General features: G+C 58.8%; 14 protein-coding genes and 1 tRNA gene. 9 read left to right on the top strand and 6 right to left on the bottom strand.

The features are described 5' to 3' along the window. Nucleotides 1-106: 106 nt before the first annotated feature. The 3 genes from BLS75_RS19730 (at nt 107) to BLS75_RS19720 (ending at nt 4,310) form a co-directional block, all read left to right on the top strand. Entirely contained in the window at nt 107-1,312 is a 1,206-nt protein-coding gene (locus BLS75_RS19730; RefSeq protein WP_072451622.1) for an acetyl-CoA C-acetyltransferase, read from the top strand. A gap of 25 nt (nt 1,313-1,337) precedes the next feature. Then, on the top strand, nt 1,338-3,482 hold the full coding sequence (locus BLS75_RS19725) for a 3-hydroxyacyl-CoA dehydrogenase NAD-binding domain-containing protein (protein WP_072451621.1): 2,145 nt from the start codon (nt 1,338-1,340) through the stop codon (nt 3,480-3,482). A 105-nt stretch (nt 3,483-3,587) separates the two neighbouring features. Beyond that, on the top strand, nt 3,588-4,310 hold the full coding sequence (locus BLS75_RS19720) for an amidotransferase (protein WP_072451620.1): 723 nt from the start codon (nt 3,588-3,590) through the stop codon (nt 4,308-4,310). Between the two features lie 43 nt (nt 4,311-4,353). Here the strand turns inward: BLS75_RS19720 and BLS75_RS19715 are convergent, their stop codons facing one another. The 3 genes from BLS75_RS19715 to BLS75_RS19705 all read right to left on the bottom strand — a co-directional run bounded on the left by BLS75_RS19715 (nt 4,354) and on the right by BLS75_RS19705 (nt 7,100). Then, entirely contained in the window at nt 4,354-5,325 is a 972-nt protein-coding gene (locus BLS75_RS19715) for a magnesium and cobalt transport protein CorA (protein ID WP_019093266.1), read from the bottom strand. 144 nt (nt 5,326-5,469) lie between these two features. Continuing rightward, the gene (locus tag BLS75_RS19710; RefSeq protein ID WP_072451619.1) at nt 5,470-6,192 is read right to left on the bottom strand and encodes a lysophospholipid acyltransferase family protein; all 723 of its coding nucleotides are present in this window, start codon (nt 6,190-6,192) and stop codon (nt 5,470-5,472) included. 218 nt (nt 6,193-6,410) lie between these two features. After that, complete coding sequence (locus tag BLS75_RS19705) at nt 6,411-7,100, bottom strand: crotonase/enoyl-CoA hydratase family protein (protein WP_072451618.1); 690 nt, start codon at nt 7,098-7,100, stop codon at nt 6,411-6,413. Nucleotides 7,101-7,418: 318 nt separating this feature from the next. On the opposite strand from BLS75_RS19705, the gene BLS75_RS19700 reads away from it, so the two are divergent. Then, nucleotides 7,419-7,508 (top strand) — tRNA-Ser (locus tag BLS75_RS19700). A gap of 182 nt (nt 7,509-7,690) precedes the next feature. Here the strand turns inward: BLS75_RS19700 and BLS75_RS19695 are convergent. Beyond that, entirely contained in the window at nt 7,691-7,960 is a 270-nt protein-coding gene (locus tag BLS75_RS19695; protein ID WP_072451617.1) for a hypothetical protein, read from the bottom strand. Nucleotides 7,961-8,881: 921 nt separating this feature from the next. On the opposite strand from BLS75_RS19695, the gene BLS75_RS19680 reads away from it, so the two are divergent. From BLS75_RS19680 to BLS75_RS19665, 4 genes are all read left to right on the top strand, one after another. Beyond that, nucleotides 8,882-9,322, top strand: coding sequence for a hypothetical protein (locus tag BLS75_RS19680; RefSeq protein WP_072451615.1), 441 nt, complete (start codon nt 8,882-8,884; stop codon nt 9,320-9,322). Between the two features lie 399 nt (nt 9,323-9,721). Next, a complete protein-coding gene (locus BLS75_RS19675; protein WP_015634733.1) occupies nt 9,722-10,087 on the top strand; it encodes a glycine zipper domain-containing protein in 366 nt (121 codons plus the stop codon). A 90-nt stretch (nt 10,088-10,177) separates the two neighbouring features. After that, on the top strand, nt 10,178-10,357 hold the full coding sequence (locus BLS75_RS19670; protein WP_019095883.1) for a hypothetical protein: 180 nt from the start codon (nt 10,178-10,180) through the stop codon (nt 10,355-10,357). A 152-nt stretch (nt 10,358-10,509) separates the two neighbouring features. Continuing rightward, complete coding sequence (locus BLS75_RS19665) at nt 10,510-11,208, top strand: HAD-IA family hydrolase (protein ID WP_072451614.1); 699 nt, start codon at nt 10,510-10,512, stop codon at nt 11,206-11,208. A gap of 48 nt (nt 11,209-11,256) precedes the next feature. Here BLS75_RS19665 and BLS75_RS19660 read toward each other — a convergent pair whose 3' ends face one another. Both BLS75_RS19660 and BLS75_RS19655 read right to left on the bottom strand, forming a co-directional pair. Beyond that, nucleotides 11,257-11,823, bottom strand: a complete 567-nt coding sequence (locus tag BLS75_RS19660) for an acyl-homoserine-lactone synthase (protein WP_072451728.1) — start codon at nt 11,821-11,823, stop codon at nt 11,257-11,259. A gap of 265 nt (nt 11,824-12,088) precedes the next feature. Then, nucleotides 12,089-12,796, bottom strand: a complete 708-nt coding sequence (locus tag BLS75_RS19655; RefSeq protein WP_072451613.1) for an autoinducer binding domain-containing protein — start codon at nt 12,794-12,796, stop codon at nt 12,089-12,091. Nucleotides 12,797-13,038: 242 nt separating this feature from the next. Here BLS75_RS19655 and BLS75_RS19650 point away from each other — a divergent pair, with 242 nt between their 5' ends. Beyond that, the gene (locus tag BLS75_RS19650) at nt 13,039-14,070 is read left to right on the top strand and encodes a radical SAM protein (protein ID WP_077933626.1); all 1,032 of its coding nucleotides are present in this window, start codon (nt 13,039-13,041) and stop codon (nt 14,068-14,070) included. Nucleotides 14,071-14,088 lie beyond the last annotated feature (18 nt).

The following is a 14,088-nucleotide window of genomic DNA, read 5'->3' as shown; positions in this document are numbered from 1 at the left end:
GAGCGTCGGCGTCAAGGCGGCTGAGCGCATCGGTCATTGAATCCGACGCTGCCGCGCCTAAGGTGGGAGCTCGACATTTTCCCCTGCACAGCGGTTCGAGGACGTCATGACCCAAGCTTTGATATTCGATGCGTTACGCACGCCCCGCGGCAAAGGCAAGGCCGATGGCGCCCTGCACAGCGTGAAACCGGTGAACCTGGCCGCGGGCCTGTTGCGCGCCCTGCAGCAGCGCTGCGAGCTGGACACCAGCCAGGTGGACGACGTGGTCCTGGGCTGTGTGACGCCGATCGGTGATCAGGGCGCCGATATCGCCAAGACCGCGGTCCAGGCTGCGGATTGGGACGTAAGCGTGGCCGGGGTGCAGATCAATCGCTTCTGCGCTTCCGGGTTGGAGGCAGTCAACCTGGGGGCGATGAAGGTGCGTTCTGGGTTCGAGGAACTGGTGGTGGTTGGCGGCGTCGAGTCCATGTCGCGGGTGCCCATGGGCAGCGACGGCGGGGCCTGGGTGCTGGACCCGGAGACCAACCTGCACAGCCATTTCACCCCCCAGGGGATTGGCGCCGACCTGATCGCGACCCTGGAAGGCTTCTCCCGGGAGGACGTCGACCGCTTCGCCCTGCACTCCCAGCAGAAGGCCACCCGCGCCCGGGCTGGCGGGGCCTTTGCCAAATCCCTGGTGCCGGTGCAGGACCAGAACGGCATCGTGCTGCTGGACCATGACGAGTTCATTCGCGCCGATTCGACCCTGGAGGGCCTGGGCAAGCTCAAGCCGAGTTTCGAGATGATGGGGCAGATGGGCTTCGATGCCACGGCGCTACGGGTCTACAGCCATGTGGAGCGGATCGACCATGTGCACACCCCCGGCAACAGCTCGGGCATCGTCGACGGCGCGGCGCTGATGCTGATCGGCTCCGAAGCCAAGGGCCGCGAGCTGGGGCTCAAGCCCCGGGCGCGGATCGTGGCCACGGCGGTCACCAGCACCGACCCCACCATCATGCTCACCGGCCCGGCGCCGGCCACCCGCAAGGCCCTGGCCAAGGCCGGGCTGCGGGTCGAGGACATCGACCTGTTCGAAGTCAATGAAGCCTTTGCCTCGGTGGTGCTCAAGTTCATCAAGGACATGGCCATCGACCCGGCCAAGGTCAATGTCAACGGCGGCTCCATCGCCATGGGCCACCCGTTGGGGGCCACCGGCTGCGCGATCCTCGGCACCTTGCTCGATGAGTTGGAAACCCGGCGCCAGCGCTATGGCCTGGCAACCCTCTGTGTCGGCGGCGGCATGGGTATCGCCACCATCATCGAACGCCTCTGAGCCCCGACTTCAAGGAATCCCTTTCATGACCGATGCCATCCGTTACGAAAAAGGCCAGGACCAGATCGTCGTCCTGACCATCGATATGCCGGGCCAGAGCGCCAACACCATGAATGCCCTGTACCGCGACGCCATGGCCGGTGCCGTGGCGCGCTTGCAGGCCGAGCAGGAATCGATTGCCGGGGTGATCATCACCTCGGCGAAAAAGACCTTCTTCGCCGGCGGTGACCTCAATGAGCTGATCAAGGTCGGCAGGCCCGAGGCCAAGGCTTTCTACGACATGGTGCTGGCCCTCAAGGACCAGCTGCGAGCCCTGGAAACCCTGGGCAAGCCGGTGGTCGCTGCAATCAATGGCGCGGCCCTGGGCGGCGGCTGGGAAATCTGCCTGGCCTGCCATCATCGCGTTGCCCTGGACGATAAATCGGTACAGGTCGGCCTGCCGGAAGTCACCCTGGGCCTGTTGCCCGGCGGCGGCGGGGTGGTGCGCATGGTGCGCATGCTGGGCCTGGAAAAGGCTCTGCCCTATCTGCTGGAAGGCAAGAAAGTGCGCCCGCAGCAGGCGTTGCAAGCAGGCCTGATCGATGCCCTGGCGACGGACCGCGACGACCTGCTGGCCAAGGCTCGGGCCTGGATCCTCGCCAACCCGGGCGCGCAGCAGCCCTGGGATGTGCGCGGCTACCAGATCCCTGGTGGCACGCCGTCGAACCCGAAGGTTGCGCAGATGCTGGCCATCGCCCCATCGATTCTGCGGACCAAGACCCAGGGTTGCTTCCCCGCGCCGGAAAAGATCCTCTGCGCTGCCGTCGAAGGCGCCCAGGTGGATTTCGACACCGCGCAACTGATCGAGACCCGTTACTTCACCGAGCTGACCACAGGCCAGGTGGCGAAGAACATGATCGGCACCTTCTGGTTCCAGCTCAACCAGATCAATGCCGGCAGCTCACGGCCACAGGGCATGCCGCCGCAGGTCACGAAAAAGCTCGGGGTGCTTGGCGCCGGCATGATGGGCGCGGGCATTGCCTATGTCAGTGCGGTGGCGGGTATCGAGGTGGTGCTCAAGGACATCAGCTCCGAGGCGGCCGAGAAGGGCAAGGCCCACTCGGCGGCGCTGCTGGAGAAAAAGGTGGCTCGCGGGCAGTTGAGCCGCGAGCAGCGGGACGCCACCCTGGCGCGGATCCGCACCACCGCCGAGGATGCCGACCTGGCCGGTTGCGACCTGATCATCGAGGCGGTGTTCGAGGATCGCGAGCTCAAGGCCAAGGTCTCCCGGGCTGCGCAGCAGGTAGTCGGCGGTGACGCGGTGATCGCCTCCAACACTTCGACCCTGCCCATCACCGGTCTGGCTACGGCAGTGCCGAACCCGGACAAGTTCATCGGCCTGCATTTCTTCAGTCCGGTGGAAAAGATGCCCCTGGTGGAAATCATCAAGGGTGCGAAAACCAGCGATGAAACCCTGGCCCGCGGCTTCGACTTTGTCTTGCAGATCAAGAAGACCCCGATCGTGGTCAATGACAGCCGCGGCTTCTTCACCTCCCGGGTGTTCGGCACTTTCACCAACGAAGGCATCGCCATGCTCGGCGAGGGCATCGCGGCGCCGATGATCGAGACCGAAGCGCGCAAGGCCGGGATGCCGGTGGGGCCGCTGGCGATTTCCGACGAGGTTTCCCTGAGCCTGATGAGCCATATCCGCCAGCAGACCGCCAAGGACCTGCAGGCCGAGGGCAAGCCGGCCATCGAACATCCGGCATTTGCCGTGATCGACCTGCTGCTCAACGAATACAAGCGCCCGGGCAAGGCGGCCGGTGGCGGTTTCTACGATTATCCGGCTGGTGCCCAGAAGCATTTGTGGCCGCAGTTGCGCACGCGCTTCTACAAGGCCGACGGGCAGATCTCGCCCCAGGATGTGCGGGATCGCCTGCTGTTCGTCCAGGCCATCGAGACCGTGCGTTGTGTGGAGGAGGGAGTGTTGCACTCCACGGCGGACGCCAACATCGGCTCGATCTTCGGCATCGGCTTTGCCGCCTGGAGCGGGGGCGCCCTGCAGTTCATCAATCAGTACGGGGTGCAGGATTTTGTCGCCCGTGCGCAGTACCTGGCCGAGCAATATGGCGAACGTTTCCGGCCGCCGACGCTGCTTCTGGAAAAGGCTCGCCTGGGCCAGTTGTTCTGACACCGACAGGCGCTCAATGAGCTGATCCGGGGCTTGCCTTGCCGTGGTATTTCGAGGCAGGCTCTGGACTGTTCATTATTGCCATCGCCTTGTCAGGAATTTTTTATGTCGCTACGCATCTGCATTCTTGAAACCGATATCCTGCGTCCCGAACTGGTCGATCAATATCAGGGTTACGGGCAGATGTTCCAGCGCCTGTTTTCCCAGCAGCCCATCGCTGCCCAATTCAACGTCTACAACGTGGTCCAGGGGGAGTACCCCAGCGATGACCTGGAATTCGACGCCTATCTGGTGACGGGCAGCAAGGCCGATTCGTTCGGCACCGATCCCTGGATCCAGACCCTCAAGACCTACCTGCTGGGGCGCTACGAGCGTGGCGACAAGCTGTTGGGCATCTGCTTCGGCCATCAGTTGCTGGCATTGCTGCTGGGGGGCAAGAGCGAGCGCGCGAGCCAGGGCTGGGGAGTCGGTACTCATAGCTACAAGCTGGCGGCCAAGGCGCCGTGGATGAGCCCGGTGGTGGAGGAGCTGACGCTGCTGATCAGCCATCAGGACCAGGTCACCGCCTTGCCGGAGAACGCCACGGTGATCGCCTCCAGCGATTTCTGCCCGTTCGCGGCCTACCATATCAATGATCAGGTGCTGTGCTTCCAGGGCCACCCCGAGTTCATCCACGACTATTCCCGCGCCTTGCTGGACCTGCGCCAGGAATTTCTCGGCGAGCAGATCTACCAGAAGGGCGTGGCCAGCCTTGAGCACGACCATCACGGCACCACTGTGGCGGAGTGGATGATGCGTTTCGTCGCTCACAAGCCCGAGGCTGCCTGAACCCGGCCATGGCCCTGCCGCAAGGCGCAGGGCCGTCGCCCCTTCAGAGCCAGCCGGAACGCTTGAAGCTGGCCCAGAGGCCGACGCAACCCACGCTGATAAAACCCAGGACGCCAAAGTAGCCGTAGTGCCAACTCAGCTCCGGCATGTTCTGGAAGTTCATCCCGTAGATTCCCGCCACCGCCGTCGGAAACGCCAGGATCGCGGCCCAGGCGGCGAACTTGCGTTGCACGATGCTTTGCCGTGAAGCCTCCAGCAGTACGCCGATCTCGATGGTCTGGCTGGCGATATCGCGCAGGGTCGAGAGGTCTTCCATCTGCCGGGTGACGTGAATCTGCACATCCCGGAAGTACGGCCGCATGTTCTTGTCGATAAAGGGAAAGCTGAGCTTCTGCAGCTCTTCGCTGATCTCCACCATGGGCGCTACATGCCGGCGCAGGCGCAGCACGTCGCGGCGCAGGCCGTGCAGGTGCTGGATGTCCCGTTCGTTCAGCGAGTCGCAGAGGACGTTACGCTCCAGCTCGTCGATTTCCGCGTGGATGGCTTCGCTGACCGGCTGGTAGTTCTCGGTAACGAAGTCCAGCAGGGCATAGAGCACGAAGTCTTCACCGTGCTCCAGCAGCAGCGGGCGCGCCTCGCAGCGCTGGCGCACGTAGCCATAGGAGGCCGAGTGGCCGTTGCGCGCGGTGATGATGTAGCCGTTGCCGGCAAAGATGTGGGTTTCGATGAACTCCAGCTTGCCCTGCTCGCGCACCGGCGAATAGGTGACGATGAACAGCGCGTCGCCGAAGGTTTCCAGCTTCGGCCGGCTGTGCTTTTCCAGGGCATCCTCGATGGCCAGTTCATGCAGGTTGAACTGGCGCTGCAGATTGGCCAGCTCGTGGGCGTTGGGTTCCTCCAGGCCGATCCAGACGAAGTGGCCGGGCTTGGCGGCCCAGGCGGCCCCTTCGTCGAGGCTGATATCCGTGACTTTCTTTCCGCCGCTGTAGACGGCGGCAGCAACAACTCTACCCATGGTTCCGGTTCACTTCTTCTTATCAAGGGGCGGTGACAGATCAGGTGCAGCTTAGCCTGCAATGCTCCATCAGAGTCACTGGCCGCGAGGGAGTTCGCGGACAAATAAAAGCCCGCGCAAGGCGGGCTTTTTGTGGCGCCGGGGTCAGGCGGCCTGCAGTTGGCGGTCCATGCTGGCGATGCACTCGCGCATCTGTTCGCGGCACTGGGCGATCAGCAGGGGCATGTCGTCCAGGGTCAGCCCGGCCGTGGGGATGGCGGGCAGCGAGCGGATCAGGATTTTGCCGCTGTTCCAGCGATCCAGGCGCATGTGCTTGATGTAGCTGCTGACGCACACCGGGACTATGGGCACGCCTGCGGCGATGGCCATCTGGAATGCACCTTTCTTGAAGGGCAGCAGCTCTTCCCCGAGGTTGCGGGTGCCTTCCGGGAAGACCCAGATCGAGGTGTCCTTGTGCTGCAAGGTGTGGGTGGTGGTGAGCATCGAGCGCCGGGCCTTGTGCGGGTTGCCACGGTCGATCAGCACGTTGCCTGCCAGCCAGAACAGCTGGCCGAACAGCGGCACCCATTTCAGGCTCTTCTTGCCGATGCACACGGTCCTTCGCGGTACCACGTTGCCGAATACGAACAGGTCGTAGTTGGACTGGTGGTTGGCGATGATCACGCAGCCCTGGGGTTTGTCCATCAGCGGGCCGACCTCGGCCTTGACCCGCAGGCGCAGGATGCACATCGCCGGCCAGGCGTAGAAGCGGGCGCACAGGCGGCTGTTGTCCGGGTTGAATGGGCGGCACAGGCCGAGCAGCAGGCCCAGGCTGCCTGCCAGGATAAAGTGCAAGCCCATCAACGACATACGAAGCAGATACAGCATCTAAACGGCCCACCCGGGGACAAAAGGTGGCGCAGTGTACGGATGTGCACTGTTTTCGGCAATTACCGTTCTCAGCCGGGAGATGGGCGATGTTTAAGTACATGTTTCCAGCAATGGCTGGCGATGGTGATCTAGAGCGGTCGCGGCTTGTTGGCAAGGCATGCAGTAAAAAGCCCGGCGCGAAGGCCGGGCTGGTTCAGGTAGCAAATCCGCGGGTTTCAGCCCAGGTGCTCCTGGTCCTGGATGATCGCGTTGTCCAGGGCATCCAGCAGTGCCTTGCGCACCTTCAGCTTGGTGTTCTTGTGCGCCACCATGTTGATCTTCTTCAACTGGCGTGCAGCGGCCAGGGCGGCGCCTTGCAGTTCATCGGGCGCTACCACCTTGTCGAGGAAGCCGGCATCTACCGCGCTTTGCGGGTCGAACATCTCGCCATTGATTACCGAGCGATGCAAAGCCGAGCGACGCAGGCGGTCACGGGCCAGCTCGATACCCGCGTGGTGCATGGTCATGCCGATCTGCACTTCATTGAGGCCGATGCTGAAGGGGCCTTGGACACCGATGCGATAGTCCGCCGACAGCAGCAGGAACGCGCCCTTGGCCACCGCGTGCCCCGGGCAAGCGACGATCACCGGGTAGGGGTGGGAAAGCAGGCGGCGGGCCAGGGTCGAACCCAGGGTTACCAGAGCCACGGCCTCCTTGGGGCCGGCAGTCATGACCTTGAGGTCATAGCCGCCAGAGAGAATCCCCGGCTGGCCGGTGATGATTACCACCGCGCGATCGGCAGTAGCCTGATCCAGCGCCGCATTAAAGGCGGCAATCACGTCCGGGGAGATGGCATTGACCTTGCCATTGCTCAAGGTCAGGGTCGCGATACCGTCTTCGAGATGGTAGGAAATCAACTCACTCATGACGCAATTCCTTGTATTGAAGTGCTGCAGAAGTTACCCACCACGGTAGCTGCGGTAAAGCGCCATGACTGACTGGTGAGTCAGCCCCAAGGCCGCTAAGGGCCCTGCATCACACAGCAGGTAACGCATGGTTTCTTCTATAGGGTTGTGGGCAAGGCTGAAGAATGGCCGGTTTGCCTTATTGCATGGGGGGCTGCATTGCCCTTGGCCGGGGATCGAGCTTAAGCGCATGAAAATTCTGAAAAAAAAGTTTGCCATCTGAAAAGCTATCGACTACATTAGCGCGCCTCGACAGACTGAATCGGTTTGAAGAGATACGGTGAAGTGTCCGAGTGGCTTAAGGAGCACGCCTGGAAAGTGTGTATACAGGAAACTGTATCGAGAGTTCGAATCTCTCCTTCACCGCCACATTCTACAAACACAAACCCCTGATTTTCCTAAAGAAAGTCGGGGGTTTGTGGTTTTTGGCGTCTGAAAAATGTCCCGATGGAACGGGTAGGGGGAGTTGTGTTGGGTTGACCCGGGGCAGCCTGTTGCAGGCTCTGGTGCGCGCTCATTCGGCAAGCCACGCACCAGCTACGCCTGAAGGGTTACCACTGGCCGCTTATGAGGCAGCCGACGATTTCCCAACCGCTGTATTCCCACCAGGAATATCGGCTATCGGAGCAGCTTCTGGCCAGGCTGGCCATCTGGATTTCGCTCGCTGCTTTTTGGGTTCCGAAAGGGGTGTCAGTAGAAACTGTCACCTGATTGACGGTCTGCGGAGCCATTATCGGGGTTGGATGTACGGAAGCGTTCGCGACAGTTGCGGTGAAAGCGATCGTCGCGGATACGGCCAGAGCAGTTATGGACTTTTTCATGTGCGAATCCTTTCAGTCATCTGACAAGCGGCTTATACCTGAGCCTGACCTGCCTTTATCAATAGCCTGAACAGATCGGGCGCTCGCATGGTGTGACGCCAGGAAAGCCTAGCACCGCGCTATCTCTCGCACAGTCGCTCAACGGCACTATTGACAAAAATATAAAAAACTGGGTTTTTTAGATGATGGTGGCTGGTGAAGTAACGAAGAGCTTGAGTGCATGCTTCTAGACTGGTTTTTAAAGCTGTATTGCCAGCTGTAGTAACCCGATGACAACCGGCCCATTTTCAGCCTTTGCGTGCGGTTGGGAGGTGGAGCGATCCATTGTCGCCCATGGCATGCAGCCACTCGTCGGCGTCTGCCTGCTTTGAACAGCGGGTCGGCAAATGACTGTCTAGTCTGAAATGCCGTGACGAGCAGTATTTTCCAGGCAATCAGGAGCTTGCCGGTACTGGTCGGTTGTTGGAGGGAGCTGGGTATGAGGAGTCTTGCTTATATTGAAGACAACGGGGATGAGTTCCCAATCAACAACTTGGTGCGTTGCGGTCAGGCTGCATTCGAAGCAGAGGTTGAGTCTTCTGGCACAGTTGTCAGCAAGAGAAAGGCGGCGGCGGTGCCTGTAGCCAGCAACAAGATGTTTTTCCCCAGGGCGTTGCCGAAGAGAAGGTAACGCAGGATGCAGGCGGCCCCGCTTTATGCGGGGTTTTTTATTGCCTGGAGATTTTTCAGGGGAAAGGTCGGCGGGGGCCCATTGTTCGGTGGGGAGCTTTATGGATTATTTATTAAGATTTTTTTCTATATGTTTAGGAATTTTCTTATCTCAATTTGTTATAAGTGACGATATGTTCCTTATCCCGATTCAAACGGGGCTGCGCATCCAGCGATGATGCCTTTTATATGAAACGCGATAAGGAAATAAACGTGAAAGCCATTTTCAAACTCCTCGCATTGTCCACTCTCGTTGCCACCGCCGCAGGTTGCACCAGCTACAACATCAGCCAGCCATCTTCGCCAATCGACAGTCAGGTCAAGGCTGACCTGAAGGCGGATGTAGCAGTGGGCGAAGCGATTTCCGGTCAATCGTCGGTCAACATCCTGTTTGGTTTCCTGAAGTTCGGTGGCGATAGCCAGTTTGCCGACGGTGTGGCTTACGGTGGTGACGGCGGTGGTGCACTGGGTGGCCTGGGCCTCGATCCGGTCAGTGCGGTCAAGTCCGCTGCGGCTTTCAAGGCAGTCAAATCTTCGGGCGCCGACCTGATCGTTGCTCCGCGTTATGAAGTGAACGAAGAAAACTACTTCGTCTTCAAGAAAGTCTCGGTCACGGTCAAAGGCAATAAAGGCAGCATCCGCAGCATTCGTTGAATGCAACTGCGTTCGAGCCTCTGTGGCGGAGATCGGGGCGTTGCACTGGCAACGTTCCAAGGCGTTGCCTGCCAGCGGCCCGCTCTGAACATTTTCGGTAAGGTGAGCTGAAGATGCCTCGGGATGGATGAAGCCCAAGGTCTGTTGGTGTTGCTCCCACTGACAGGCGCTTTTCACATAATCTTCACATCTGCCTGAGTAGGCTCGAACCATCCGTTAAAAGCAGCATCCCTAGCCCGTTCCCCAGCGGGCTTTTTTTTGCGCGGGGATAAAACTCTTTTAAAATCAGCTGTCCAAGGCACCTGGGAGCAACCCGGGTGCGGCCGCGATAGCTCGAATTGGCCAGCGTGGCACTGGGCTTTCTTGTCAGTCCGACAGTCTTTCTTTGAGGTTCAAGTCATGCGTTTAACTCTACCTGCCCTGGTTGTGGGGCTTCTGCTGGCTCAAGGCGCTATGGCCGGCGATGGCACTGCGGCCATTGGTGGCGGGCTTGGCGGCGCGTTGGGCAATGTGGTCGGGCAGAAGCTCGGTGGCAGTACCGGTGCGGCAATCGGCGCGGGTGTTGCCGGTGCGGCAGGCAGTGCGGCCGGGGCGCGCAAAGGCAGCCGGGCCAAGGCGGCCATCGGTGGTGGCCTGGGTTCGGCCGGTGGCTCGCTGATCGGTAATCGCCTGGGCGGTAGCACCGGCTCGACCGTCGGTGCCGGTATCGGCGGCGCGGCCGGTGGCGCCCTGGGTAGCAGCATGGGTCACAAGAAGCGTCACTGATTCTGCCTTGCCTGAAGAAAACCCGGCCCTGCGCCGGGTTTTTTGTGTGGCTTGCCCCAGGCTTCGCCATACTCATGGCTCTGAGTCCCGATGTTCAAGGAGACGATCATGCCCCGCGAGACGCCAGGCCAGGCACAGCCCGCTTCCGACGAGCCGGAGGTGATCAACGACCCCGGGAATGAAGACCCCGGTTCATTGCAGGACGATGCACGCGTACCTCTGCAAGAGGCGCCGGAAGGCGACAAGAGCCCGCCTGGTGCAGCCGACTAAGGTCCGCAGCAACCGCCGTCCAGCCCCCTCGGTTGCTCCCGACCCAAGCCCACCGCTATGCTGCTGAATCCTTTAATTGATGAATTGCCAAGAATAACTGGCCGTACCTGAGCCGCTCCCTGGAATGTACTTTTGCTAACGGATCAGATGCGATGAATGCACAGTTGAACGATTTGGGGCCGATCAAGGCCGTCATTTTCGACATGGACGGCTTGCTCCTGGATACCGAGGGCATCTACACCGAGATCACCCAGTTGATCGCCGAGCGTTATGGCCGCACCTACGATTGGACCATCAAGCAGAACATCATCGGCCGGGGAGCCGGCGACCTGGCGCGTTATGTGGTCCAGGCCCTGGACCTGCCCATCAGCGCCGAAGAGTTCCTGGTGATGCGCGAACCGTTGATGCGTGAGCGCTTTCCCCGCGCCCAGGCCATGCCCGGGGCCCAAGAGCTGGTGCGGCACTTGAAGGAACACCAGATCCCCATTGCCGTGGGCACCAGTTCGTCGCAGATGTCGTTCGGCGAGAAAACCACCCGCCATGGCGACTGGTTCGCGCTGTTCGACACCATCGTCACCGCCGACGATCCGGAAGTGACGGCGGCCAAGCCGGCGCCGGATATCTTCCTCACGGCTGCCCGTCGCCTGGGGGTGGCCCCGGCCGAGTGTCTGGTGTTCGAGGATTCGCCATTTGGCGTGACCGCTGCCAGGGCCGCGGGCATGAGCGTGATCGCAGTGCCCGATCCGGCCATGGCCGATAGCAAGTTTGCCCACGCAGATGCGATCCTGCGATCGTTGAAGGCCTTTCAGCCCGCAGCGTGTGGCTTGCCCAGGCTGGATTGGCCAGCATAAACCCGTGCCTGCCCAGGCGCTGCGCTGGAGCTCCTGGGCCGTTCTACCTTAATGGCTGCGTGCTGCAGACAGGTCGATTTCCAGGGCCATGATGCTCAGCCCCTCACTGAGCCTGGAGGGGCCGAGGCGCCGAATATTGAACTTTCTCTTGATCAGCAGGCGTGCGATTGCACTCGGCGAAACCGTCAGTAGTTTGCGTGCCCCCAGAGACTTGGCGTACTCGAAGGCTTCAAGTAGCAGCGACATTGACTGGGAGGAAGAGTAGGCATTCAGAACATCGGTCTCTTTATCGAGCGATACAGCGGCGAACCTGGACAACTCCCAGACATGAGTTTGAGAGGGCGGCTGATCTGAACCCAGCAGGTCGGGAAATACTTCCGATAATAGATAAGGGCGGGTTGTGGGTAGTAGGCGTGCTGTACCCACAATGGCACCTGTTTCATCTTTGGCCGCGAGGTAAAGTGTGTCATCCCGGTCAAACTCGTCGAGTTCCAACTGGTCGGGGCAATCCAATGGCCAGCCGAGCTTTTCGACAAATACCTTATAACGATAAGAAGCAATGTCCTGCTTCAGCTGCGAGCCTAATGCTTTACCATTTCCGGAAAAAATACGCATCATAGATCCTCGGCGTTCAAGTCGAGCGTGATCGTAAATTAGCCAGTAAAGCCGGGTACCTACCATTATTGGTAGGTAGGTGGCTTTTTTTGTCGGGCAAAGGCTTTGCGGTATTAGTGCTGGTCGCCGGACAGGAGGTATGGGCAGCCGGCGCCAGCATGGCTCAAGAGCAGAAGGGTTCCTGAGGCTGAGGTGCAAAAGGGGAATGTGAAGGCAGAGAAAGTTTTCGGTTTGGGTTTGTTTTATTATTTTCTATTATTGTTATTTAGATCAGTAGTCCTGTGAGGAAGGCTTGGACAACGGCCGCAGTTTTATTGGCAGCACTTAGTTTTAGAATGGAGTTCTTGATATGAAAGTTTACCGTGTTTTCTGAAATGGCCAGCAAGCAGGATATTTCAAATGAGGTCTTCCCGCTGCCGGTCCACTTTAGAACTTCTTTCTCACGGGAGGTCAGCTTAACTTCGTAGGGGTTGGCAAGACGTGTGCTGATCCGGTTTGAAAGTGTGATGTGAGCCACACTTACCAGCCAGCGCATTTTTATTTCGTTGGCATCCAGTTCCTGGCGGGTGATGGGTTGTGACGATCGACTGAGTGATAGCATGCTGGCTGCACCGGCAGCATTGGTACTTGACTGCGACCATCCAACTTTAAGTCCAGCTGCCCGTGCTTCTTCCCAAAATACAGGTGCTTCGCGAAACACCGCGTCCTCCCATATGATCGGTGCCTGGGATTGTCTACCTTGCGCCACTACTGGATCAGTGGCCAGGTAGTTTTCAGTGTCGTAGCGCCTCTGCCATTGGCGAGGATAGTTGTTGAACATCACGACTTTCTCCTCGGGAAAAATCACCTGTAGCCCGTAAGCACAGTACTCGAACTCAAGCGTTGTAGCCGCATCTTGAATCCGCTTGACTATTTGAGCTTCGGAAAGTTTCAGGTCCGTTATCATCAGTAAGTCATCTTGCCAGCTTTTCATAAATACCCTCCTTGTATAGTCACCTTTCGTACTGCGGTGACATCGAGTTGCGTCGCGAATCTGACCAGTTCTACGATGGAAATCAAGTTTATAAATATGAAACATGCGTAGATGTAAGTTTGGCGTCAGAAAAAAGATGTGGCAATGGGCGCTTGCCAGCAACTTGTTCGATGGCGTCTTGCCGGAATAGAAAGAGTAAAGACTTCGTCTCGCTGAGTACCTACCAATAGTGGTAGTTACAGATGAGCGGTAATGTCTCTAGATTGTTGAAGGACGGACGGGCTGCGCTGTTTGAACGCGCCGGCAGTCTAGATGAGCTCCACAGGGAATATAAAAATCAATGGAGAGAACTGCCCGTGCTTAAGAAGGTACTTGTCAATGTTGAGGCAACGCCATCGTGCCCAGCAGCATGCAGTATGTGCCCCCGCTCAGTGATCAAGGACTATGGTTTTATTTCGCTGGAGACCATGGATAAGATAGTTTCGCAGATAGACCCTTCCTACGTCTGGGAACTGGACTTGGCGGGCAGAGGGGAGCCGACCATTCATCCAGAGTTTCATGAGCTCTTGCGAATGATGCGTCGCTCCGGAGTCTTGACTGACGTGACAACAACGGCAGTCACTTTCAATCAGCGCAATATAGATGCCTGTGTACAAAACGTTGATGTCATCAGGCTGTCTGTCAGTTCTATTCAGAAAGAGGTTTTCGATAAGGTTCACATTGGCCTGAACCACGAGAAAATCTGGCGCAACATTGCCGCGTTGGCCGAGGCCGCGGCGGATAAGGTCATTGTCCATTTGACTGGCGGCCCGGCAATCTATAGCACATTGCCAGCGACCGTCGCACATTTGCGTAGCCTGGGTTTCAAGCGGATCTATCTGTTCCCGCTCTGGAACCGAGGGGGGGATATCAACGCCAAACTCGAAAGTGAATACCGTCAGAAACTTGTGCGCGAGTTGGGTTTGAACCTGTCTGAGAGCGAGTACAAAACAGGCATGGGCAAGGTCAAGTTCATGCTGAATGCCCTGCTGGGTACCCTTGAAAATAGAAATTTTTGTGCAATTGGCGATGGCAGCGTCAGTATCAGTTATACCGGCGAGATACTCGGTTGTTTCCAGGATTTTGGGCACGTATCAAATATTGGTCATATTGATGATGACAACCTGAAGAAGATTGTGAAAAGCAGGGTGAAACAGTTGGGCAATATGGAGATTTGTCAGGGCTGTAATTCACGCAAGGCGGTTTTCAAGCTGCCAATGTTCTTGGCTAACTAAATAGCTTTCTGCACTGTT

The sequence above is a fragment of the Pseudomonas sp. NFPP12 genome (assembly GCF_900103205.1).
Classification (GTDB): Bacteria; Pseudomonadota; Gammaproteobacteria; order Pseudomonadales; family Pseudomonadaceae; genus Aquipseudomonas; species Aquipseudomonas protegens.
The sequence above is the reverse complement of the archived record's forward strand: the minus strand, read 5'-3'. Positions and strand labels throughout refer to the sequence as shown.